This window comes from Oceanococcus atlanticus, from assembly GCF_002088235.1.
GTDB lineage: Bacteria > Pseudomonadota > Gammaproteobacteria > Nevskiales > Oceanococcaceae > Oceanococcus > Oceanococcus atlanticus.
The window spans coordinates 162,512-182,870 of sequence record NZ_AQQV01000002.1 but is presented as its reverse complement, the minus strand read 5'-3'; the positions used below and the strand labels follow the sequence as shown (position 1 = coordinate 182,870).

16 protein-coding genes and 5 tRNA genes are annotated in these 20,359 nt (G+C 58.6%); 17 read left to right on the top strand and 4 right to left on the bottom strand.

The window, feature by feature from the left end; all coding sequences use genetic code 11:
• The first annotated feature begins 2 nt into the window (after nucleotides 1–2).
• Nucleotides 3–416, top strand: a complete 414-nt coding sequence (locus ATO7_RS08075; protein WP_083561779.1) for a GNAT family N-acetyltransferase — start codon at nucleotides 3–5, stop codon at nucleotides 414–416.
• Here ATO7_RS08075 and ATO7_RS08070 read toward each other — a convergent pair.
• Nucleotides 379–1,581 carry an aspartate aminotransferase family protein gene (locus ATO7_RS08070; RefSeq protein WP_083561175.1) on the bottom strand — a complete coding sequence of 401 codons (1,203 nt, stop codon included), beginning with the start codon at nucleotides 1,579–1,581 and terminating at the stop codon, nucleotides 379–381. The genes ATO7_RS08075 and ATO7_RS08070 overlap by 38 nt on opposite strands.
• A 98-nt stretch (nucleotides 1,582–1,679) precedes the next feature.
• Here ATO7_RS08070 and ATO7_RS08065 point away from each other — a divergent pair.
• The 11 genes from ATO7_RS08065 to ATO7_RS08015 all read left to right on the top strand — a co-directional run bounded on the left by ATO7_RS08065 (nucleotide 1,680) and on the right by ATO7_RS08015 (nucleotide 10,627).
• Nucleotides 1,680–1,756: transfer RNA gene (locus ATO7_RS08065), tRNA-His, on the top strand.
• 88 nt (nucleotides 1,757–1,844) lie between these two features.
• Nucleotides 1,845–1,920: transfer RNA gene (locus tag ATO7_RS08060), tRNA-Lys, on the top strand.
• Between the two features lie 50 nt (nucleotides 1,921–1,970).
• Nucleotides 1,971–2,055: transfer RNA gene (locus ATO7_RS08055), tRNA-Leu, on the top strand.
• Nucleotides 2,056–2,096: 41 nt separating this feature from the next.
• Entirely contained in the window at nucleotides 2,097–3,416 is a 1,320-nt protein-coding gene (tig, locus tag ATO7_RS08050; RefSeq protein WP_083561174.1) for a trigger factor, read from the top strand.
• Between the two features lie 2 nt (nucleotides 3,417–3,418).
• The gene (clpP, locus tag ATO7_RS08045) at nucleotides 3,419–4,030 is read left to right on the top strand and encodes an ATP-dependent Clp endopeptidase proteolytic subunit ClpP (protein WP_083561173.1); all 612 of its coding nucleotides are present in this window, start codon (nucleotides 3,419–3,421) and stop codon (nucleotides 4,028–4,030) included.
• 118 nt (nucleotides 4,031–4,148) lie between these two features.
• Nucleotides 4,149–5,420, top strand: coding sequence for an ATP-dependent Clp protease ATP-binding subunit ClpX (clpX, locus tag ATO7_RS08040; RefSeq protein ID WP_083561172.1), 1,272 nt, complete (start codon nucleotides 4,149–4,151; stop codon nucleotides 5,418–5,420).
• Nucleotides 5,421–5,579: 159 nt separating this feature from the next.
• Nucleotides 5,580–7,973 (top strand): endopeptidase La, encoded by a 2,394-nt coding sequence (gene lon / locus ATO7_RS08035; protein ID WP_083561171.1) that lies wholly within the window; start codon nucleotides 5,580–5,582, stop codon nucleotides 7,971–7,973.
• A gap of 199 nt (nucleotides 7,974–8,172) precedes the next feature.
• Nucleotides 8,173–8,445, top strand: a complete 273-nt coding sequence (locus ATO7_RS08030) for an HU family DNA-binding protein (protein ID WP_083561170.1) — start codon at nucleotides 8,173–8,175, stop codon at nucleotides 8,443–8,445.
• 59 nt (nucleotides 8,446–8,504) lie between these two features.
• Nucleotides 8,505–8,580, top strand: a tRNA-Val gene (locus ATO7_RS08025).
• 6 nt (nucleotides 8,581–8,586) lie between these two features.
• Nucleotides 8,587–8,663 (top strand) — tRNA-Asp (locus tag ATO7_RS08020).
• 68 nt (nucleotides 8,664–8,731) lie between these two features.
• Entirely contained in the window at nucleotides 8,732–10,627 is a 1,896-nt protein-coding gene (locus tag ATO7_RS08015) for a SurA N-terminal domain-containing protein (protein ID WP_083561169.1), read from the top strand.
• A 72-nt stretch (nucleotides 10,628–10,699) separates the two neighbouring features.
• Here the strand turns inward: ATO7_RS08015 and ATO7_RS08010 are convergent, their stop codons facing one another.
• The 3 genes from ATO7_RS08010 to ATO7_RS08000 form a co-directional block, all read right to left on the bottom strand.
• Complete coding sequence (locus ATO7_RS08010; protein WP_083561168.1) at nucleotides 10,700–12,382, bottom strand: glutamine--tRNA ligase/YqeY domain fusion protein; 1,683 nt, start codon at nucleotides 12,380–12,382, stop codon at nucleotides 10,700–10,702.
• A 76-nt stretch (nucleotides 12,383–12,458) separates the two neighbouring features.
• Nucleotides 12,459–13,496, bottom strand: a complete 1,038-nt coding sequence (locus ATO7_RS08005) for a lysophospholipid acyltransferase family protein (protein WP_083561167.1) — start codon at nucleotides 13,494–13,496, stop codon at nucleotides 12,459–12,461.
• A gap of 101 nt (nucleotides 13,497–13,597) precedes the next feature.
• Entirely contained in the window at nucleotides 13,598–15,382 is a 1,785-nt protein-coding gene (locus ATO7_RS08000) for an acyl-CoA dehydrogenase C-terminal domain-containing protein (protein WP_083561166.1), read from the bottom strand.
• Nucleotides 15,383–15,525: 143 nt separating this feature from the next.
• Here ATO7_RS08000 and ATO7_RS07995 point away from each other — a divergent pair, with 143 nt between their 5' ends.
• The 5 genes from ATO7_RS07995 to ATO7_RS07975 all read left to right on the top strand — a co-directional run bounded on the left by ATO7_RS07995 (nucleotide 15,526) and on the right by ATO7_RS07975 (nucleotide 20,270).
• Complete coding sequence (locus ATO7_RS07995; protein WP_158523108.1) at nucleotides 15,526–17,007, top strand: diguanylate cyclase; 1,482 nt, start codon at nucleotides 15,526–15,528, stop codon at nucleotides 17,005–17,007.
• Nucleotides 17,004–17,756, top strand: coding sequence for a class II aldolase/adducin family protein (locus tag ATO7_RS07990; protein WP_083561164.1), 753 nt, complete (start codon nucleotides 17,004–17,006; stop codon nucleotides 17,754–17,756). The genes ATO7_RS07995 and ATO7_RS07990 overlap by 4 nt, the downstream gene beginning before the upstream one ends.
• Nucleotides 17,757–17,868: 112 nt before the next feature.
• A complete protein-coding gene (locus ATO7_RS07985; RefSeq protein ID WP_083561163.1) occupies nucleotides 17,869–18,909 on the top strand; it encodes an alpha/beta fold hydrolase in 1,041 nt (346 codons plus the stop codon).
• Nucleotides 18,910–18,932: 23 nt separating this feature from the next.
• The gene (locus ATO7_RS07980; protein ID WP_083561162.1) at nucleotides 18,933–19,307 is read left to right on the top strand and encodes a PA2779 family protein; all 375 of its coding nucleotides are present in this window, start codon (nucleotides 18,933–18,935) and stop codon (nucleotides 19,305–19,307) included.
• A 21-nt stretch (nucleotides 19,308–19,328) separates the two neighbouring features.
• On the top strand, nucleotides 19,329–20,270 hold the full coding sequence (locus ATO7_RS07975; protein WP_083561161.1) for a PA2778 family cysteine peptidase: 942 nt from the start codon (nucleotides 19,329–19,331) through the stop codon (nucleotides 20,268–20,270).
• Nucleotides 20,271–20,359: the final 89 nt, after the last annotated feature.

Genomic DNA, 20,359 nt, shown 5'->3' with positions numbered 1-20,359 from the left:
TCATGCGCCTGCGTCAGGAAGTTTTCGTGGTCGAGCAGACCTGCGCTTTCCTGGATGCGGACGGCTGGGATTTGCACGCTTGGCATCTGGCTGGCTGGGCCGGTGAGCACTTGCTGGCCTACGCCCGGATCTTCGAACCGGCGGTTGTCCGCGAGGAGGCGTCGATTGGGCGGGTGGTTTCGGCGCCGTCACATCGTCAGCAAGGTTTGGGCATCAGCTTGATGGATCAGGCTGTCGAAAAAGTGCGCAGTTTTGGTCCGGGCGTGCCGGTATGGATAGGTGCGCAGGAGCGTCTGTGCCGGTTCTATGCCGGTTTCGGCTTTGCCGAAACCGGCGAGCGTTACCTCGAAGACGGCATCTGGCACCGCGGCATGCAGGCTACGACAGATCAGCTAGGGCGGCATCCAGTCGTTTGAGCCCTTCGACGATATCCTCTGCGTCGATCAGCAGGCTAGGGGCCAGACGTAACACGTCTGGGCCTGCGACCAGGCACAGCAAGCCATGTGCCAATGCTGCCGCATTGAGGTCGCGTGAGCGACCCGCCCACTGGGCCTTGAGTTCGCAGCCCAAAAGCAGCCCCTGGCCGCGGATTTCGCTGAAAATGTCGTACTTGTCGTTGAGTGTGCGCAGGCCGCTGATCAGTTGGTCGTGACGCTGCTGCACGCCTTGCAGCGTGTTTGCGTTGGCGATGATGTCGAGCGCAGCCAGGCCCACAGCACAACCCATGGGATTTCCGCCAAACGTGCTGCCGTGCGTGCCAACAACCAGGCTCGCAGCAATCTCGTCGGTGGTCAGCATGGCACCGATGGGAAAACCGCCGCCGAGACCTTTGGCGCTGGTCAGGATGTCCGGTGTGACCTCGGCGCCCATGTAGGCATACAGGTGGCCCGTCCGGCCTGCGCCAGTCTGCACCTCGTCGAAAATCAGCAGGGCGTTGTGTTCATCGCACAGTGCGCGCAGACCTGCCAGGTAGCCGTCGGCTGCCGGGCGCACGCCGCCTTCACCCTGGATCGGTTCAACAATGACCGCGCAGGTGTTGGGCCCGATGACCTCGCGCATGGCATCAAGATCGTTATAGGGCACGTGGCGAATGCCGCCGGGCAGTGGCGCGAACCCTTCGCTGTACTTGCCTTGGCCACCGGTGGCTACGGTGAACAGGGTGCGGCCGTGGAACGAGCCGGTGGTGGAGACAATTTCATTCTTGTCAGAGCCGAATTTGTCCCACGCGTAGCGACGCGCCAATTTGAGCGCAGCTTCATTGGCTTCGGCACCCGAATTGCAAAAGAACACACGGTCGGCAAAGGTCAGCTCGGTCAGCCGTTTGGCCAGGGCCAGGGCAGGTTCGGTGACCATAAGATTGGAGACATGCCACAGCTTGTTGGCTTGCTCGGTGAGCGCCGCGACCAGCGCTGGGTGCGCGTGGCCGAGCGCGGACACGGCAATCCCACCAGCGAAGTCCACATACTCTCGATCGTCACGATCCCACAGACGCGAACCGCGGCCGCGCACCGGAACAATCGGAGCAGGAGCATAGTTCGGGGTCATGTAGCGATCGAAATCGGCGCGAGCGACGTGGTTCATGATGTCTCTTGGGCAAAAGAGGCAATTTTATGTCATGCAACGCTGCGTAGGGTATTCGCTTGCAGGAAAATTTCCGGTATCATGCGCGCCCTGCAGTGGTGGGCGTAGCTCAGCTGGTTAGAGTCCCGGATTGTGATTCCGGTTGTCGTGGGTTCGAATCCCATCGTCCACCCCATTTCTTTTTCGCTTGCGCAGCCCGGATTGGGCCGTCGCGCAGGCGCTGACGCAGCAGATTTTGCGCGTTACAATAGACGGTTTCGAGCGGGCCATTAGCTCAATTGGTAGAGCATCGGACTCTTAATCCGCTGGTTGTAGGTTCAAGTCCTACATGGCCCACCAGTCTCAACCGTTCTGCCCAAGACGTTTCCAGACGGTTGTTTCGTCCATACGCGACAGTGGCGGAATTGGTATACGCGCTGGATTTAGGTTCCAGTGGGGAAACCCGTGAGAGTTCGAGTCTCTCCTGTCGCACCATCCATCTCGCAAATCGCACCACCTAGAGTAAAGTCAAGAACATGCAAGTCAGCGTTGAAGCCGCAGAAGGGCTCGAGCGCCGGATGCGCGTTAGCATCCCCGCCGCCGATTACGAACAGGCCGTTAAGAAGAATCTGCAGAAGATCGGTCGTCATGCCCGTGTCGATGGGTTCCGTCCTGGCAAAGTCCCGGCCCAAGTGCTGGAACAACGCTATGGCGCGCGTGCGCGTCAGGACGCCTTGAGCGACCTGCTTGAGGACAGCTACCCCAAGGCTTTGCAGGAATCCGGTGTTCAACCGGCAGGGCAGCCGCAAATCGAGTTCGAAGCCATTGATGCGGGTCAGGATATGGCCTATGTCGCGGTGTTCGACGTATATCCCGAGATCGAGCTTCAGGGCATTGACGGCATGGCCGTTAAAGAGGCTGAAACCGAGATTGGTGACGCCGACATCGACAGCCTGCTGCAGAAATTGCGCGAGCAGCGCAAAACCTGGGTGGAGAAAGACGGCGCCGCGGCTGAAGGCGATCAGGTCAAGATCGACTTCGTCGGTACCATTGACGGTGAAGCCTTTGAGGGTGGTAGCGGCGAAGATACCGATCTGGAGCTCGGATCCGGTCGTTTTCTCAAGGAAATGGAAGACGGCATTGTCGGCATGAGCGCTGGTGAAGCGCGAGATGTTCCGGTGACGTTCCCCGAGGATTACCACGCGGAAAATCTCAAGGGTAAGCAGGCCAGCTTCGCGGTGACCGTGAAATCGGTGCAGGCCAGTGAATTGCCGGAAGTTGATGCCGAGTTCTGCAAGCAGTTTGGGCTGGAAGACAGCGACGAAGCAGGCTTGCGTGAAAAGCTGCGCGAATCCATGGAGCAGGAAAAAACTCAGGCGGTAGCGCGCTACACCAAACAACAGGTGCTTGAGAACATCCTCGAAGCCAATGACATTCTGGTTCCGTCCGGGCTTGTGAGTCAGGAAATCGAACGGATGCGTCAGGACGCGGCTCAGCGTTTTGGTCAGGGCCAAAAGTCTCACGATGAGCTGCACCAGCTGCTGCCGGATGCGCTGTTCGAAGAGCAGGCCAAGCGCCGCACTGCGCTGGGTTTGCTGATCGGCGAGATCATCAAGAAAGAAAGTCTGCAGGTCAGCGACGAACAAGTTGAAGCCAAACTTGGCGAAATCGCCGGTGGTTTCGACGATTCTGATGCGGCGATGGCCTACTACCGTCAGAACCCGCAGTTCATGCAGTCCCTTCGGGCCATGGTGCTGGAAGACCAAGTCGTGCAACATTGCCTGTCCAAGGCGAAGCGCGAGTCTGAAAAACTCAGCTTCGAGGAACTTACCGAGAAAGCACCGAGTCAGGGATAAAGATGGAAGAGCGCATGCACTACGTTCCTTATGTGGTTGAGCAGTCGGCACGCGGTGAGCGCGTGTTTGATATCTACTCGCGTCTACTCAAGGAGCGCGTGGTGTTTGCGGTTGGTCCAGTCGACGATCACATGGCTAATGTGATCGTCGCCCAGCTGTTGTTCCTGGAGTCTGAGAACCCGGACAAAGACATCCATCTGTACATCAACTCGCCCGGTGGTGTGATCACCTCGGGCTTGTCGATCTACGACACCATGCAGTTCATCAAGCCGGACGTGAGCACACTGTGCATCGGCCAGGCGGCCAGTATGGGGGCCGTGTTGTTGGCCGGTGGTGCTCCTGGCAAGCGCTTTGCCTTGCCGCATTCACGCATGATGATCCATCAGCCTCTGGGCGGCTTCCAGGGTCAGGCGACCGATATCGAAATTCATGCCAAGGAAATTCTGTTCATGCGCCAGCGCTTGAACGAAATGCTGGCCGGGCATACCGGTAAGACCGTGGAGCAGATCGCCAAGGATTCCGAGCGCGATTTCTTCATGAGTGCCGAGCAAGCCAGCGAGTATGGTTTGATCGACAAAGTACTCGACTCGCGCGCGGCCAAAGCCGCTGAATAACCCGTCGGTCGGGCGGTGCGCACCAGCCGCGGGTGCGTGACAGCCGCCAATCGGCACGGGACTTGCATCGGACTGCTGGCATGGTATAAACGAAACCAGTGGTCCAGAAGGTGAAACAATGAGTGATGACAACCGCGGCAGCGGGGGCAACGGGCGAACCCTGTACTGCTCCTTCTGTGGCAAAAGTGAACACGAAGTTCGCAAGCTGATTGCTGGACCTTCGGTGTATGTGTGTGATGAATGCGTTGAGCTGTGCAACGACATCATCCGCGAAGAATTGCAGGCCAAGCCCGTCGATAAGGGTTTGCCCAAGCCGCATGAAATCAAGGCGGTGCTGGACGAGTACGTGATCGGCCAGGAAGCGGCCAAGAAAACGCTCGCCGTGGCGGTATACAACCACTACAAGCGCCTCAACAATAATGCGGCCTCGGATGACGTCGAGTTGTCCAAGTCCAACATTTTGCTGATCGGTCCCACCGGCTCAGGTAAAACGCTGCTGGCCGAGACGCTGGCGCGGGTTCTGGATGTGCCGTTTGCGATCGCCGATGCCACCACCCTGACTGAAGCCGGTTATGTGGGTGAGGACGTCGAGAACATCATCCAGAAGTTGCTGCAGAAATGTGACTACGATGTGGACAAGGCCCAGCGTGGCATTGTGTATATCGACGAAATCGACAAAATTTCGCGCAAATCCGAAAACCCGTCGATCACCCGTGACGTTTCGGGCGAAGGGGTACAGCAGGCACTGCTCAAGCTGATCGAAGGCACGGTTGCATCGATCCCGCCGCAAGGTGGGCGCAAGCACCCTCAGCAGGAATTTTTGCAGGTCGATACCTCGGGTGTCCTGTTCATTTGTGGTGGTGCTTTCGCCGGCTTGGACAAGGTCATCGGCCAGCGCTCCAAGAAGGGCGGCATTGGTTTCCAGGCCGAACCCAAGAGTCCGGAGGACGGGCGCGCGGTTGGTGAAATTCTGGCGGAAACCGAGCCGGATGATCTGGTCCGCTTTGGCCTGATTCCAGAATTTGTTGGCCGTCTGCCGGTGATTGCAACCTTGCAGGAGTTGGATGCCGACGCGCTGATTTCGATTCTGACCGAGCCCAAGAACGCGCTGACCAAGCAGTATCGCAAGCTGTTTGACATGGAAGGCGCTGCGTTGGAGCTGCGCGATGACGCTTTGGCTGCGATTGCCCGCAAGGCCATGGAGCGCAAAACGGGCGCACGCGGTTTGCGCACGATCATGGAAAGCATTCTGCTGGACGTCATGTATGACCTGCCGTCGATGGAAAACGTCGAGAAGGTGGTCATTGATGAGTCAGTGGTGCAGGGCGCGGCCAAACCCTTCATCGTTTACGGTGCTGCAGAACCCAGCGCCGAGGCTCAGGCCAGCTAGGCTAAAGAGGCCGGTGGTGACCGCCGTTCCGGCCTGCTGATTTGGCCGCCCGCAGCGCGGGCGGCAAGGCGGGTGGATCGCCGATACAGCTTGAATTTCCATTGGCGAGCCCCCATATGACGTGCTTTGCGGGGTTGCCCGTGTGTATTGAGGCTGCTGATGAGCGATAGATCCGAATCCCTGTCCCCGGTTCTGCCACTACGAGACGTAGTGGTATTCCCGCATATGGCCATGCCCTTGTTCGTCGGGCGTGAAAAATCCGTGGTGGCGCTCAAAGAAGCCATGAAGACCGACAAGCGCATTTTGCTTGTCGCGCAGCGGACGGCGGAAACCGAGGATCCGGGCGAAAACGATCTGTATCCCATCGGGACCCTGGCCAATATCCTGCAGTTGCTGAAATTGCCGGATGGCACGCTCAAGGTTCTGGTCGAGGGCAGCAATCGCGCCCGCATCAACACGCTGGAAGATCAAGACGGCTATCTGGTTGCGGATTGCACCGAATTGCCGGAAGCGCGCAATGAGGCTGAAGAGCGTGAAATGGACGCCATGGTGCGCTCCACGCTCAGCCAGTTCGAGCAGTACGTCAAGCTGAACAAAAAGGTGCCGGCCGAATTGTTGCCGTCGCTGACCAGCATGGACGACGCCGGACGTCTGGCTGACACTATTGCAGCGCATCTGAATCTGCGGCTGGAAGATCGCCAGCAGGTTCTGGAGCGACTGTCGGCGACGGAGCGGCTTGAGCATGTGCTCGGTCTGCTCGAAGGCGAGATCGAGGTGCTGCAGGTTGAGAAGCGCATCCGCGGCCGGGTCAAGCAGCAAATGGAGAAGAGTCAGCGCGAGTACTATCTGAATGAGCAAATGAAGGCCATTCAGAAAGAGTTGGGTGAAACCGAAGAAGGCCCCAACGAAATGGAAGAGCTGGCGCAGAAGATCGAAAAGGCCGGCATGCCGAAAGACGTGCGGGCCAAGGCAGACACCGAGCTCAACAAGCTGAAGATGATGTCGCCGATGTCAGCTGAAGCGACCGTTGTACGCAACTACCTGGATTGGGTGGTTGGCGTTCCGTGGAAGAAGAAAACCAAGTCGCGCATTGACCTGGCGATGGCGGAACAGTTTCTCGATGAGGATCACTACGGCCTTGAATCGGTCAAGGAGCGTATCGTTGAGTACCTCGCGGTGCAGAAGCGGGTCAAGAAATTGCGTGGTCCCATTCTGTGTCTGGTTGGTCCGCCTGGGGTGGGTAAAACCTCGTTGGGTCGCTCGATCGCACGAGCCGTCAATCGCAAGTTCGTGCGTATGAGTCTTGGTGGCGTGCGCGATGAGGCCGAGATTCGTGGTCATCGTCGCACCTATATCGGCTCCATGCCTGGAAAAATTCTTCAGAACATGAGCAAGGTGGGCGTACGCAATCCACTGTTCTTGCTCGACGAAATTGACAAGATGGCGGCGGATTTTCGTGGCGACCCAGCCTCGGCCATGCTTGAGGTACTGGACCCGGAGCAGAACGCCAGTTTCAACGACCATTATCTGGAAGTTGATTTCGACCTCTCGGATGTGATGTTTGTGGCCACGGCCAATACGCTGAACATTCCGGCACCGCTGCTGGATCGTATGGAGGTGATTCGTTTGCCGGGGTACACGGAGGACGAAAAACTCAATATTGCGCGGCGCTACTTGCTTCCCAAGCAAATCAAGAACAATGGCCTCAAGGACAAGGAGATCAACTTGTCTGATGGCGCGCTGAAAGATGTCATTCGTCATTACACGCGCGAAGCCGGGGTGCGTAATCTCGAGCGCGCGGTGGGCAAGATCTGTCGCAAGGTGGTCAAGGAGATCATCGAGAACGACAAGATCGACCATATCAATGTGGGGTCGCGCCAGGTTGAGAAGTATCTGGGCGTGCCGCAGTTCCGCTATGGCAAGGCCGAAGATCAGAACCAGATTGGCCAAGTCACCGGTCTGGCCTGGACCGAAGTCGGTGGCGAATTGCTCACCATTGAAAGTGCGGTGGTGGAAGGCAAGGGCAAGCTGGTTTACACCGGTAGCCTTGGCGATGTTATGCAGGAGTCCATACAAGCCGCACTCACCGTGGTGCGCAGTCGCTCGTCGGCATGGGGCATTGAACTGAAAGATGTCCAAAACAGTGACATCCATGTCCACGTGCCGGAGGGCGCAACGCCCAAGGATGGTCCGAGCGCAGGGATTGCCATGTGCACGGCGCTGATCAGCGCATTTACGCGCATTCCTGTGCGCGCAGACGTCGCAATGACGGGCGAAATTACCTTGCGCGGTGAGGTTTTGCCCATCGGTGGCCTTAAAGAAAAGCTGCTTGCTGCGCACCGTGGCGGTATCAAAACGGTTGTGATTCCGATCGAAAACGAGAAGGATTTGTCAGAAATTCCTAGTAATATCAAAGGGAAACTGAATATCCATCCGGTTCGTTGGATTGATGATGTGATTCGTCTTGCGCTGGAAAAAGAGCCGGAACCGGCACTGGATCAAGGCGCCAAGTCAACCGTCAAATCGACCGAGGATTCGGCCCGCGCGCACTAGCTGTAGACCGCGCGCGGAGAATCCTGCAATAATCGAAAAACAACGGCACACTGGCGTTTCGGCGGGTGCCGATGCCTTCATGCTGAAGGTTCGCAAGGGCTGATCCCATCTGCATTTTAAGCTTGCGCTGAACAAGCGCAGGGATCTTGTTCTTGTGTCTGGGGTGAACATTTTTGACCTTATAGAGGGGAAGTATCCGATGAACAAATCCGAACTCGTGGAAGCCGTTGCCGCCAACGCTGGCCTGTCCAAGGCTGACGCTGGCAAGGCTGTGGAAGCCATGTTCGACAGCATCTCCGACGCTCTGAAGAAGGGTGACAAAGTGTCGCTGGTGGGCTTTGGTGTGTTCAGCGTGCGTGAGCGTGCAGCGCGCACTGGCCGCAATCCGAAGACCGGCGAAGTGCTGAAAATCGCTGCAGGTAAAACTCCTGGATTTAAAGCTGGTAAAGCTCTGAAAGACGCTGTAAACTAGCGTTCTTTCCAGGGGCCACCTAGCAGCTACCGCAGCTAGGGGTCGCAGGTGGCGCCAAGGGGTGCTTAGCTCAGCTGGTAGAGCGTCGCCCTTACAAGGCGAATGTCGGCGGTTCGATCCCGTCAGCACCCACCAAAATTCGGAGCGGTAGTTCAGTTGGTTAGAATACCGGCCTGTCACGCCGGGGGTCGCGGGTTCGAGTCCCGTCCGCTCCGCCAACTATTGAAAGGCACCCTTGCGGTGCCTTTTTTGTTTTTCCCTACAGAACTACATTTGGGGGTCATGAATGTTGCAGAATATTCGGGACCGAGCGACGGGCCCACTGGCCTGGTTTATCGTCGGCATTATCTGCATTCCTTTCGCATTTTTTGGCATTGAGGCATTTCGTAGCGATGGCGCCGCGCGCAGTGTTGCGAAAGTGGAAGGACAAGAGATTTCCGAGGCTGCGCTGCAGCAGCGTTATCAGCAACGCTATCAGCAGCTGCAACAAATGCTCGGTGAGAATTTTCGACCCGACATGATCAACCCCGACATGCTCCGCGAAAGTGTATTACAGGGCATGATTCAGGAAGCCGTAACCGGCGCTTATCTTGCTGATCGCAGCTATCGCGTGGCGGATGAGACGGTGTTGGCAACGATTCGTGGTGAACAGGCTTTTCAACAGAATGGCCACTTCTCGCCCACCTTATATAGAGACACGCTGGCGCGACAGGGCATGAACCCTGTTCAGTACGAAGATCGCGTACGTGCGTTTCTGACCGACCAGCAATTGCGCCAAGCCGTGACCAATTCGGTCATTGTGACCGAGGCCGAGCTAGCCAGCGAGTGGGCGATTGACCGTCAAACGCGCCGTTTTAATCATCGTATTTACAACGCCAAAGCCGTTGAAGCATCGATCAGCATTGACGATGCTGCGGTTGAGGCCCGGTACGAAGAGCGCAAGGCGAGCTTGATTGCACCGGAACGAGTTCGGGTCAGCTACGTGGAGCTCGATCAGGAAGTGCTGAAGCAGAAGGTGGATGTCACGCCAGAAGCACTGCAAGCCCTGTATGACGAGCAGAAAGAGACCCGCTTCAAGGTCGCCGAAGAACGCAAAGCAAGGCACATACTTGTGCGTGCCAGCGAAGATAATGCGCGAGCGAAAATAGACGCGGCTGCTGAGCGTGTGGCCGCAGGCGAAGACTTTGCCGAGGTGGCGAAGGAGGTCTCCCAGGACCCCGGTTCCAAGAATAAGGGCGGGGATTTGGGCTGGGTCTCCACCGGTATGATGGTTGCGCCGTTTGAAGACGCATTATTTGCGCTGGACACCGGCGTGGTGAGCGAGCCAGTGGAAACGCAGTTCGGTTGGCATCTGATTCAGGTCGAGGAGATTCGTCCGGAGCGTCTGCGTGGCTTTGACGAGCCTGAAGTGCAGACCGAACTGGAAGATATGTACCGTGAGCGTGAGGCGCGGGCTGAGTTCGACGCACTGGCGGACAAGCTTGAACAGGTCAGTTTCGAAAATCCGGCGTCACTGGATCCGGTGGCCGAGCAGCTTGGCTTGGAAATCAAGACCTCAGAGTGGATGACGCGCGACGGCGGCGCTGGCATTGGCGCGAGCGACGCGGTGATTGCAGCAGCTTTCTCTGACCTCGTGCTCAACGCTGGAGAAAACAGTTTGCCGCTGAATGTGGGGCGGCGCCAGATCGTTCTGCGTGTTGCGGAGCATGAGGAAGAGCGCCCGCAAACGTTGGACGAAGTGCGTGCGGACTTGGTTGAAGCGCTGACCCGTGAGGCTGTTGCGGAAAAATTGCAGGCCATGGCCGATGCGGACCGTACAAAGCTGGCGGAGGGCAAGTCGCTGGCTGATTTGCCGGCTCAGGACGGTGCCGAAAATCAGAAGCCGGTGACTGCGGAGCGCGGCGACTCTGCTCCGGCGCGGGTCATCATTGCTACAGTGTTTGGTATGGACGTTCCGCAGGAAGGGGCGTCGAGCTATGAGACGGCAATGTTGCCGAATGGCAATCTGGCGCTGATTGAGTTGACCGACGTTACCGACGGCAATTGGGCTGAGGCGATCGAAAACGAAAAAGAAGCGACCAAGCGTCGTCTGCTGTCGCAGCGAGCCAATCAGGAATACATGGCTTTGCAGGCGGCGTTGCGTGCTCAGGCTGACGTCAAGGTGTTTGCCGCAACGTTCTAGTACGGCTAGAACTGCAATGAAAAAGCCCACATCATGTGGGCTTTTTTGTGTCCGCAGCAGGCTTGCAGCAGATTAGGTTTTGGCTTCGATTTTGGCCCAGCTGTCGCGCAGCCCCACAGTCCGATTGAAGACCGGGGCATCGCTGCTGTGTTCTTTGCTGTCGGCCACAAAGTAACCCAGGCGCTCAAACTGGAAGCTGCTGCCGGCTTGTGCTTGCGCAAGTTCGGGCTCGATCCAGCACTCGTTACGCACAACCAGCGAGTCCGGGTTGAGGTGGGCAACGAAATCTTCGTTTCCGCGGTCCGGGGTTTCGTGATTGAACAAGCGGTCATACAGCCGAACCGTGGCGCGCTTGCCGTGGCTGGCTGAGACCCAATGAATCACGCCCTTGGGTTTGCTGCCGTCCGCTGGATTGGCGCCGAGAGTGTCGGCATCGTAGCGACAATGCACTTCCGTGATGTGGCCATCGGCATCCGTCACTACATCCTCCGCGGTCAGCACGTAGGCGTTGCGCAAGCGGACAGATTTCCCCAGCACCAGACGTTTGTATTTTTTGTTGGCTTCCAGGCGAAAATCCTCGCGTTCGATATAGACCTCGCGGGTCAGCGGTAGTTGGCGCTGGCCCAGGTCTTCGCGGCTAGGGTGGGCGGCGGCCGGCAGCCACTCCACCTTGTCCTGCGGGAAATTGGTGATGACCAGCTTGAGTGGGTCAATGACGCACATGGCACGCGGTGCGTTTTCGTTGAGGTCGTCGCGAATGGTGTATTCCAGCTGGGCGACATCGACCGTACTGTCGGCCCGCGCTACGCCCACCGTTTCCCAGAACTTGCGAATGGACAGCGGCGTATAGCCGCGCCGGCGCAGCCCCGAGATGGTTGGCATGCGCGGATCGTCCCAGCCGTCCACATGGCCCTCATCGACCAGCTGTTTGAGCTTGCGCTTGCTGGTCACCGTGTAATTGATGTTGCCGCGTGCGAATTCGTACTGGCGAGGTGTCGAGGGTACCGGCAGGTGTTCGATCAGCCAATCATAGAGCGGGCGATGGTCTTCGAATTCCAGGGTGCAGATGGAATGGGTAATACCTTCCAGCGCATCAGATTGACCATGCGTGAAATCATACGTGGGATAAATGCACCAGGCATCGCCAGTTTGGTGATGATGCGCTTTGCGGATGCGGTACAGGATCGGATCGCGAAGATTGATGTTGGGCGAAGCCATGTCGATCTTGGCGCGTAGTACGCACTGACCCTCATCAAAATCGCCGGCCCGCATACGGGCCAGAAGGTCCAGGTTTTCATCCGCGCTGCGTTCGCGATAGGGGCTGTTGCGCCCCGGCTCGGTCAGCGTGCCGCGATACTCGCGGGCTTGCTCTGCAGAAAGGTCGCAGACGTACGCCAGACCCTTGCCGACCAAGTGCTGAGCGTACTCGTAGAGCGTTTCGAAGTAGTCCGAGGCGTATCGGACATTGCCGCTCCATTCGAAACCGAGCCAGCGGATATCCTCCTGGATGGCATCGATATATTCCTGGCTCTCTTTGTCCGGATTGGTGTCGTCGAAGCGCAGATGGCAGCGGCCATCAAAGTACTCGGCCAATCCAAAATTCAGGCAGATGGACTTGGCGTGGCCCAGATGCAGATAACCGTTGGGCTCCGGCGGGAAACGGGTGACCACCTCGCCTTGCAGGCGCCCTGATTCCAGGTCATCGCGGATCAGGCTACGCAGGAAGTTGTGTCCGGGTTCTACGGGGCTGCTCATCAGGTATTACATCCAGGCGGACGGGCCGCAGGTCAAAAAGCGCGATTATATCGGTCGCCGGCAAGCGCCGTCGCGTTCAGGCGCGGGGCTTTTCGTAGTGGTGACGATCAAATCGGCGATGGCCCCAGAAGTATTGTTCCGGGTATTGACGGATCAGTTCTTCAAACCAGGCGTTGGCCCGGCCTATGGTGTGACGCAGCGTGGCTTCTTCATCACCCTGGTCTTGCGGGCGTAGAATTTCAGAGCAATGCCAGCGGATTTCATCGTTGTCGGTGTATACGCCAACGACCAGAAGAAATGGCACATTATTGGTGATCAAATAGCTCCAGGCGCCGGTTTGGGTGGGGGTGTCGGGGACCCCAAGTACGTCCATCCGCAAGCCGCCCCGGTTGGCATGCTGGTCTGCCAGAAAGCCGACGCAATGGCCCTGATCAAACAAGGTACGGACTTCATCGCGAATGCTGCCCTGGCCGATTTTCTGGCGTTTTCCATTGACAATGCGGTGGCGCGACGTGGGAACTTCGATGAGGCCACTGCCAACGCGTAAACGCTTGCGTGCGATGTAGCGGTCAAACCACGGCGATTTAAAGCCCTTGTACATCACGTGCAGGTCGAAATCGACCGCACGAACCAGCTTGAGCGTTAGATCAGGATTGCCCAGATGGCAGCACACCAGTGAACTGCCTTCGTCTGCGTTCTGCATGGCGGCGAGGCGCTCGCGCCCTTCCGCGGTGACAAAGCGCGCGATCTTTTTGGGCGGCCAGTACACCCAGTCGAACACCAGGTCGAGCACGCCGCGCGCAAAGTGAGTGTACATGGCGCGGATGATGCGCGTTTTCTCCGCTTGGCTCAGGCTGTTGTTGTAGGCCAGGTCAAGGTTGATCTCGGCGATGTACTGCTTCTTGCGCATCAATCGGTAAGCGCCGGCGGACAAGCCTCGGATCAGCAGGCGTCGTAATGGGCGGCCACCTAGCCACAACACGCAGCCAAACATGAAGACCAGACAATCCACCAGCGTGATCTGCAGGCGTTTCCACCATGGCGTATTGCGGTGTAGAAACGAGGCGTGGCCGGAAATACGTTCTTCGATGGGGCGTTCGGAGAATTCGCTCATACGCGCTGTTGGCTGAAAGTCAGAGGTCTATATACAACAAGGCCGCGACCGTCGCAGGGACGGGCGCGGCCCGGCATCGTGCAGGATACGCCTGCAGAGGCTTAGAAGGCCTCGGCGTCGAGCTCCATCATGGTCTGGGCGCCCGCCGTGACGCGCGCCAGCAGACTGCTGTGCTCGGCCACGTAGCGCTCCATGAAGAAACGGCCAACAATCAGTTTGTTGGTGTAGAACGCGGCGTCGTCGGTGCCCGCATCCAGCTTGGCCTGGCAGGTTTGAGCGGCTTTGAGCCAGGCCCAGCCCACGCTGACCACGCTGAACAGGCGGGTGTACTCGACCGCCACGCCGCCGGCGTGATCGGGGTTGCTTGCCGCGTTCTGCATCAGCCAGCCAGTGGCTTTCTGCAGAGAATCGAAAGCTGCCGCCAGCGGCTGGGTATAGGCGTTCAGGCTGTCACCCGCTGCGGCCAGGTCAGCGCCGACCTGGGCGAAGAAAGCCTTGACCGCACGTCCACCGTTGAGCGCCAGCTTGCGCCCCACCAGATCCAGCGACTGAATGCCGTTGGTACCTTCGTAGATCTGGCTGATACGCGCATCACGCACAAATTGTTCGACACCATGCTCGCAGATGTAGCCATGGCCGCCGTAGACCTGCACGGCCAGATTGGACGCCGCCGAGCCTTCGTCGGTGAAGAAGGACTTGGCCACCGGGGTCATCAGACCGAGGAAATCTTCAGCTTTTTCACGTTCGGCTGCGTCCGGGTGGGTTTGTGCCACGTCCAGCTGCAATGCGATGAGACCGTTGAGGGCGCGTGAGCCTTCCACGAAGCTGCGCATGGTCAGCAGCATACGGCGCACATCAGCATGATGAATGATCGGATCGGCCGGCTTGTCCGGCGCTTTCGGCCCGCTCAGGGAGCGGCCCTGAATGCGATCCTTGGCATAGGCTGCGGCGGCCTGATAGGCCAGCTCGCCTGCACCCAGGCCTTCCACGGCCACGCCCAGGCGGGCGGCGTTCATCATGGTGAACATGGCGCGCAGGCCTTTGTTTTCTTCGCCCACCAGGTAGCCGGTAGCGCCTTCAAATTCGAGCACGCAGGTCGCGGATGCGCGAATCCCCATTTTGTGCTCAATCGACTGGCACACAACCTGGTTGCGCTCGCCAATACTGCCGTCATCGCCAACCATGAATTTGGGCACGATGAACAGCGAAATGCCCTTGGTGCCTTCCGGTGCGTCCGGCGTTTTGGCCAAAACCAGATGAATGATGTTTTCGGTCATCTGGTGTTCGCCCGCTGAGATGAAGATCTTGTTGCCGCTGATCTTGTAGCTGCCGTCGGCTTGCGGTTCGGCACGGGTGCGGATCATGCCCAGATCGGTGCCCGCATGGGCCTCGGTCAGGTTCATGGTGCCGGTCCATTCGCCGGTGGTCAGTTTGGGCAGGAATTTCTGCTTGAGTTCATCACTGGCCCAGTGCTCCAGCGCGCTGTGCGCGCCGTGGGTCAAGGTCGGGTACATGAACCAAGAGTGATTGGCCGCGGTAAAGATCTCATTGACCATGAAACGCAGCACCTGAGGCATGCCCATGCCGCCATATTCGGGGTCACAGGACAATCCGCCCCAGCCGCCTTCAACGTAGGCCTGATAGGCCTCGGTGAAACCGTCGGGCACGATGACTTCGCCATTTTCCAGGCGGCAGCCTTGTTCGTCGCCGGATTGATTGACCGGGTTGACCTTGTCTTCGGCCAGACGACCGCATTCGCTGAAGATCGCCTCGATGGTTTCGGCATCGGCGTCATCGTAGCCGAGCGTGCCGCGCTGGCTGGCGAAGTCGAGCATTTCGTTGACCACAAAACTGAGGTCGCGAACAGGGGCTTTGTAGCTGGGCATGACCACATCCGGTGTAGAAGGGGCGCGTATTCTGACGAGACCGGGGCTAAATGTCCATACGCGAGCGTATGGGGATGGTTTTTGCTTGCGGTCATCTGAGGAAGTCGGGACACTGCTGGCATGGGATACGTCCTCGGACTGCGATGAAACGCGTTTTCAAAGCTCTGTCACGTTTGCTGGCGACTACGCCTTTTCGTGTATTGCTGGTGCTGTTGCTGGCATTGGAGCTGTTTTACCTGGCGGAAGTGATGCTGGACGACCGCCGACGCGTGTTGGAGAACCAGCAGCGCGACATGGTGGCCGAGTTGGCGGCACGTGAGCGCGCCAGAATTGAGTACGCCTTGAGTTCGACCGTGTATCTGGCTCAGGGGCTGGTGGCGTTTACGCGCAGTGTGGATCAGCCCAGCGAAGCGCAGATCAATCGTGCCTTGCAGACCATCTACGAGGCCGATGCGCGTATCCGCAACATCGGTCTGGCGCCTGACAATGTTCTGGCTTACGTCTATCCCTTGGAAGGCAATCGTGCAGCGCTGGGTTTGCGCTATGCCGACCTTCCTGCGCAGTGGCCCAGCGTGCAGCAGGCGATGGCGTCACGGCAGACGGTGGTCACCGGGCCGGTCAAGCTGGTGCAGGGCGGGCGTGCTGTTATCAGCCGAACGCCGGTGTATCTCAAAGATGGCAGTTACTGGGGTTTGATTTCAATCGTCATCGATCTGGACGCCCTATTGCAGGCGCAGGACAGCGGTTCGAACACCGATGCCGTGCGCTTTCGCATTCTGGGTGATGCGGTTGATGGTGCCGAACGCGCGGTCATGCTGGACGACGGGCCGCTCGCCATCCGCGCTGCTGTGCAAATGCCCCTGCATGTCGGCGCGGCGGACTGGCTCTTGCTGGCTGAACCTGAAGGTGGTTGGGATCGTTTTGATCAGGCCATCCTGATTTGGCGTCTGCAGCTTTACGCAGGGGCTGTGGCGCTGAGCATCTTTTTGTTCGTGATCCTGCACAGCCGGGCCGAGGCCAAGCGCTTGGCGGACGAGTTGCGCGAATCAAACCGTCACCTGGCGGCGAGCAATGATGCTTTGGAGTACCTGTCCCGCTATGACCCCCTGACCAACGTTGCCAACCGCCGCTATTTCGATGAAGTCTTGCTGCGTGCGCTGGGTCAATGTCGCCGTCACCGTTTGCCGTTAGCGATCTTGATGGTGGATCTCGACCACTTCAAAGGTATCAACGATAACTACGGTCACGCAGTTGGCGATGACTGCCTGATTCGCGTGGCCAGTTTGATCACGCAGGTGTTGCAACGGGCAGAGGATCTGGTTGCACGCTTCGGCGGTGAGGAGTTCATCGTGCTTGCGCAGGGCCTGAATGAGGCGCAGGCCGTAGCTTTGGGTGAGCGTATTCGGAGGGTGATCGCGGGCACCTTGATCGAGCATGATCGGGCCGATCTGGATCCTTTGCGCATCACCGCAAGTATTGGGCTGGTCAGCGCTGTGCCGGATCACGCCATGAGCGGTGAGGAGATTTGCCGCCGCGCTGACGAGGCCTTGTATGCGGCCAAGAAAGGTGGGCGCAATCAGGTCAAGGCCTACGACAACATTCAAAATGAGGAGAGTTACACATGAGCGATGTGCGAGCGCAGGTGTCTGACGAGGAATGGCGGGTTCGGGTTGATCTGGCGGCGGCGTATCGGCTGGTGGCCATGTTCGGTTGGGATGATCTGGTGTTTACCCATCTGACCGCACGCGTGCCGGGGCCAGAAAAACACTTTTTGATCAACCCCTACGGCATGATGTTCGATGAGATCACCGCCTCATCCCTGGTCAAGATCGATGCGGCCGGCAACAAGGTTATGGCATCTGATTATCCGGTCAATCCCGCCGGTTTTACGATCCACAGCTGCATTCATGGTGCGCGCGATGATGCGCATTGCGTAATGCACACCCATTCCCTCAATGGGGTTGCGGTATCGGCGCAGAAGCGCGGGGTGCTGCCGTTGTCGCAACAGTCGTTATTCGTGCTCAATTCGCTGGCCTATCACGACTATGAAGGCGTCGCGCTCAACGAAGCCGAGAAGCCCCGGCTGGTAGCCGACCTTGGTACGAACAACTTCCTGATGCTGCGTAACCACGGTTTGCTCACCTGTGGCGCCACGCCCGCTGATGCCTTCCTGTTCATGTATTTGTTTGAAGCTGCGTGCATGATCCAGGTTCGGGCCATGGCTGGAGGATCGGAACTCATTCACGTGGCGCAACCCATCGTGGATGGCATTCAGGCACAGGCCCAGGTGGTCACCAAAGGTCTGGGTGGGCAATTGGCCTGGCCGGGCTTGTTGCGCCGTCTGGATCGACGCAATCCAGGTTACGCGGACTAGTGTAGCTGGCGCGCATGTTTCAACTTGGTGAACTATTGGGAAAACAGCCTGTCCGACGCATAGCAGGGGAACGTGACAAAAAAATGACAATTCACGTTGAACAATCATTGCTATGGATATTTTCGTACCTGACAGGGCGGAGCAAGGTTTTGTAACCGCCGACGGCACAGCTGCATTGCTTGAAGGCAGCGCGCCCTTTTCTCATCCAGCCGGCGTGTCTGCGCCACAGGTTGAGCCCTCCAGGCTCCGTTCGAACGAGCGCAGCGTGGTGGTTAATGGAGTTGAGCTGGTTTACGAGCGTTTCGGCCGCCAGCAGGACCCGGCCATCATCTTGATCATGGGCTTGGGTGGACAGCTGCTCAGCTGGCCGTTGTCGCTGTGCGAGGCCCTCGTACGAGAGGGCTATCAGGTTATTCGTTTCGACAATCGCGATGCCGGCCTGTCGAGCAAGTTCGATCACTGCGGCACGCCAGGCATGTTGCGCATGCTCGGTGCTCACAGCTTTGGTCAAGGTCTGGACGCTCCTTACCGGCTGGAGCACATGGTCGCTGACACCGTCGGGCTCATGGATCGCTTGAATCTGGAAGACGCCCACATCGTGGGTATCTCGATGGGCGGCATGATTGCGCAGATCATGGCTGCTCGCTATCCGCATCGGGTCAAGAGTCTGGTCAGCATGATGTCGACCAGCGGGGCGCCGGATCTGCCAGGCCCGAGTTTAAAACTGCGTTTGCGTCTGGCTCGTCAGCGTGCAACCGAACCGCGTGCTGCGTTGGCTGATGCGGTGCGTAGCATCGCGCTGGTTGGCAGCCCGGGTTACCCGCGTACGCTGCAAGAATTGGAGCAGACCCTGATGCCTCAGATTGAGCGTGGCATCAGTCCGGACGGCACCCTGCGTCAGCTGGCTGCGATCCTGGTCAGTGGCAGCCGCGCAGCCTTGTTGCCGCAGATTCAAGCACCGACACTGATACTTCATGGTGAGGCAGATCGTCTGGTGCCGGTGGCTGCGGCACATGACCTGCTTGAACGCATTCCGCACGCCCATGGCGACATCGTGCCCGGCTTGGGACACGATCTTCCGCCGTCCGCGTTGCCCCGGATGACCGACTCTCTGATCGCCCATCTGCAACGTGCATCGGAGTACCATGGCTAAGTCCCTCATTCAGGATTGAACCGATGCCATTTCGCAAACAAGCGTTTCTCGCCGGCCTGATCAGTGTGTGCGCAGCCTGTATGCCGCTGGCCGTTCATGCCAATGCCGTTAGCACGCTCGAGTTCCTCGCCGATGCGCCTCAGAGTGATCTGCATCAACAGGTCACGCAGCGTCTGCAATCTGAAGAGTTGCACCAGGCCATGGTTGCCATGGGGGTTGAGCCACTTGAGGTTGAGCAGCGTGTTGCCGCGTTGTCACAGGACGAGCTGGCGCAGTTGAATGCCAAGCTGGATCAACTACCCGCTGGTAGCGGTGTGGTCGAAGTGGTCGGTTTGGTGTTCATCGTGCTGATGATTCTCGAACTTGTGGGCGTTACCAACATCTTCACCGCGTTCTAGCACGCCACCGCTGCGGTGGTTATGCACGACCCGCAAGGTCGGGCTTGGTTTGTGCGCCTAGGTCTGGTGCTGGTCGCCGCGGTGCTGACTGGGTGCGCGGTGCTGCCATATCAACCCCAGGCACCAGCGCAAGGCTTGCTGGACGTGCGTTTCTGGCCGCAGCAGGCATATCAGTGCGGTCCTGCGGCTTTGGCCATGGCGCTGGATGCCAGCGATGTGCAGGTCACGCCGGAGACTCTGGTCGACGCGGTATACCTGCCTGCGCGCCGCGGCAGCCTGCAAGCGGAAATGCTTGCTGCTCCGCGACGCTACGAACGGATTGCGTACCGTATCCCGCCACGTTACGAGGCGTTGGAGCACATGCTCGAGGCTGAGCTGCCTGTCGTGGTCTTGCTCAACCTGGGGGTCGCTTGGTGGCCGGCGTGGCACTACGCCGTGGTGATCGGCGCCACGGACCAGAGTGTCTGGCTACATTCCGGTCAGCGCGCCCAGGTCGCAATGCGCCGTTCGGCGTTTGAGCGTCATTGGCAAGCCGCGCAGAACTGGGCCATGGTTGTAGCGTCGCCTGAACAAATTCCACCTCGGCTCGAGCCTGCTCAACTGGTCCACACGTTGGCGCAGCTGGAAGCACAGTTTCCGAAGCTGGCACAGCGTGCCTACACCGCGGCGTTGGGGCGCTGGCCGACAAATCAGGTTCTGCGCTTCGGTCTGGCCAACAGCTATCGCGCTCAGCACCAATGGTTGGCGGCACTGCCCATACTGCGTGAGCTGTATCAGCAAAATCCCACGTCAGCGCCCATCGTGAACAATTTAGCGCTGACGTTGTGGCAGGTAGGCGAGGTTGGGCAGGCGTTGGAGGTGTTGCGGCCGGTGTTGGCCAAGCTGCCGGCAGCTGCGCCATGGCGCCAACGGCTGGAGCACACCTGGTATCTGGTGCAGGGCTCGGTGGCGCCGACGCAGTGATACACCATGAGGCTTTGCACGGCGGTTTGACCCACGTTGTTGCACTTGGGGGCTGGCAAACCCGCCCGAATGAAAAATTTCTGGTTGAA

Excerpts from the sequence above, each read along its gene's own strand:
- ATO7_RS08000 (WP_083561166.1), bottom strand. The coding sequence starts at position 15,382 with ATGCCCAGCTACAAAGCCCCTGTTCGCGACCTCAGTTTTGTGGTCAAC.
- ATO7_RS07980 (WP_083561162.1), top strand. The coding sequence starts at position 18,933 with ATGCCATTTCGCAAACAAGCGTTTCTCGCCGGCCTGATCAGTGTGTGC.
- ATO7_RS08075 (WP_083561779.1), top strand. The coding sequence starts at position 3 with ATGCGCCTGCGTCAGGAAGTTTTCGTGGTCGAGCAGACCTGCGCTTTC.
- ATO7_RS07995 (WP_158523108.1), top strand. The coding sequence starts at position 15,526 with ATGAAACGCGTTTTCAAAGCTCTGTCACGTTTGCTGGCGACTACGCCT.
- ATO7_RS08070 (WP_083561175.1), bottom strand. The coding sequence starts at position 1,581 with ATGAACCACGTCGCTCGCGCCGATTTCGATCGCTACATGACCCCGAAC.
- ATO7_RS08010 (WP_083561168.1), bottom strand. The coding sequence starts at position 12,382 with ATGAGCAGCCCCGTAGAACCCGGACACAACTTCCTGCGTAGCCTGATC.
- ATO7_RS08030 (WP_083561170.1), top strand. The coding sequence starts at position 8,173 with ATGAACAAATCCGAACTCGTGGAAGCCGTTGCCGCCAACGCTGGCCTG.
- clpX (WP_083561172.1), top strand. The coding sequence starts at position 4,149 with ATGAGTGATGACAACCGCGGCAGCGGGGGCAACGGGCGAACCCTGTAC.
- clpP (WP_083561173.1), top strand. The coding sequence starts at position 3,419 with ATGGAAGAGCGCATGCACTACGTTCCTTATGTGGTTGAGCAGTCGGCA.
- ATO7_RS07990 (WP_083561164.1), top strand. The coding sequence starts at position 17,004 with ATGAGCGATGTGCGAGCGCAGGTGTCTGACGAGGAATGGCGGGTTCGG.
- ATO7_RS08015 (WP_083561169.1), top strand. The coding sequence starts at position 8,732 with ATGTTGCAGAATATTCGGGACCGAGCGACGGGCCCACTGGCCTGGTTT.
- ATO7_RS07975 (WP_083561161.1), top strand. The coding sequence starts at position 19,329 with ATGCACGACCCGCAAGGTCGGGCTTGGTTTGTGCGCCTAGGTCTGGTG.
- lon (WP_083561171.1), top strand. The coding sequence starts at position 5,580 with ATGAGCGATAGATCCGAATCCCTGTCCCCGGTTCTGCCACTACGAGAC.
- tig (WP_083561174.1), top strand. The coding sequence starts at position 2,097 with ATGCAAGTCAGCGTTGAAGCCGCAGAAGGGCTCGAGCGCCGGATGCGC.
- ATO7_RS08005 (WP_083561167.1), bottom strand. The coding sequence starts at position 13,496 with ATGAGCGAATTCTCCGAACGCCCCATCGAAGAACGTATTTCCGGCCAC.
- ATO7_RS07985 (WP_083561163.1), top strand. The coding sequence starts at position 17,869 with ATGGATATTTTCGTACCTGACAGGGCGGAGCAAGGTTTTGTAACCGCC.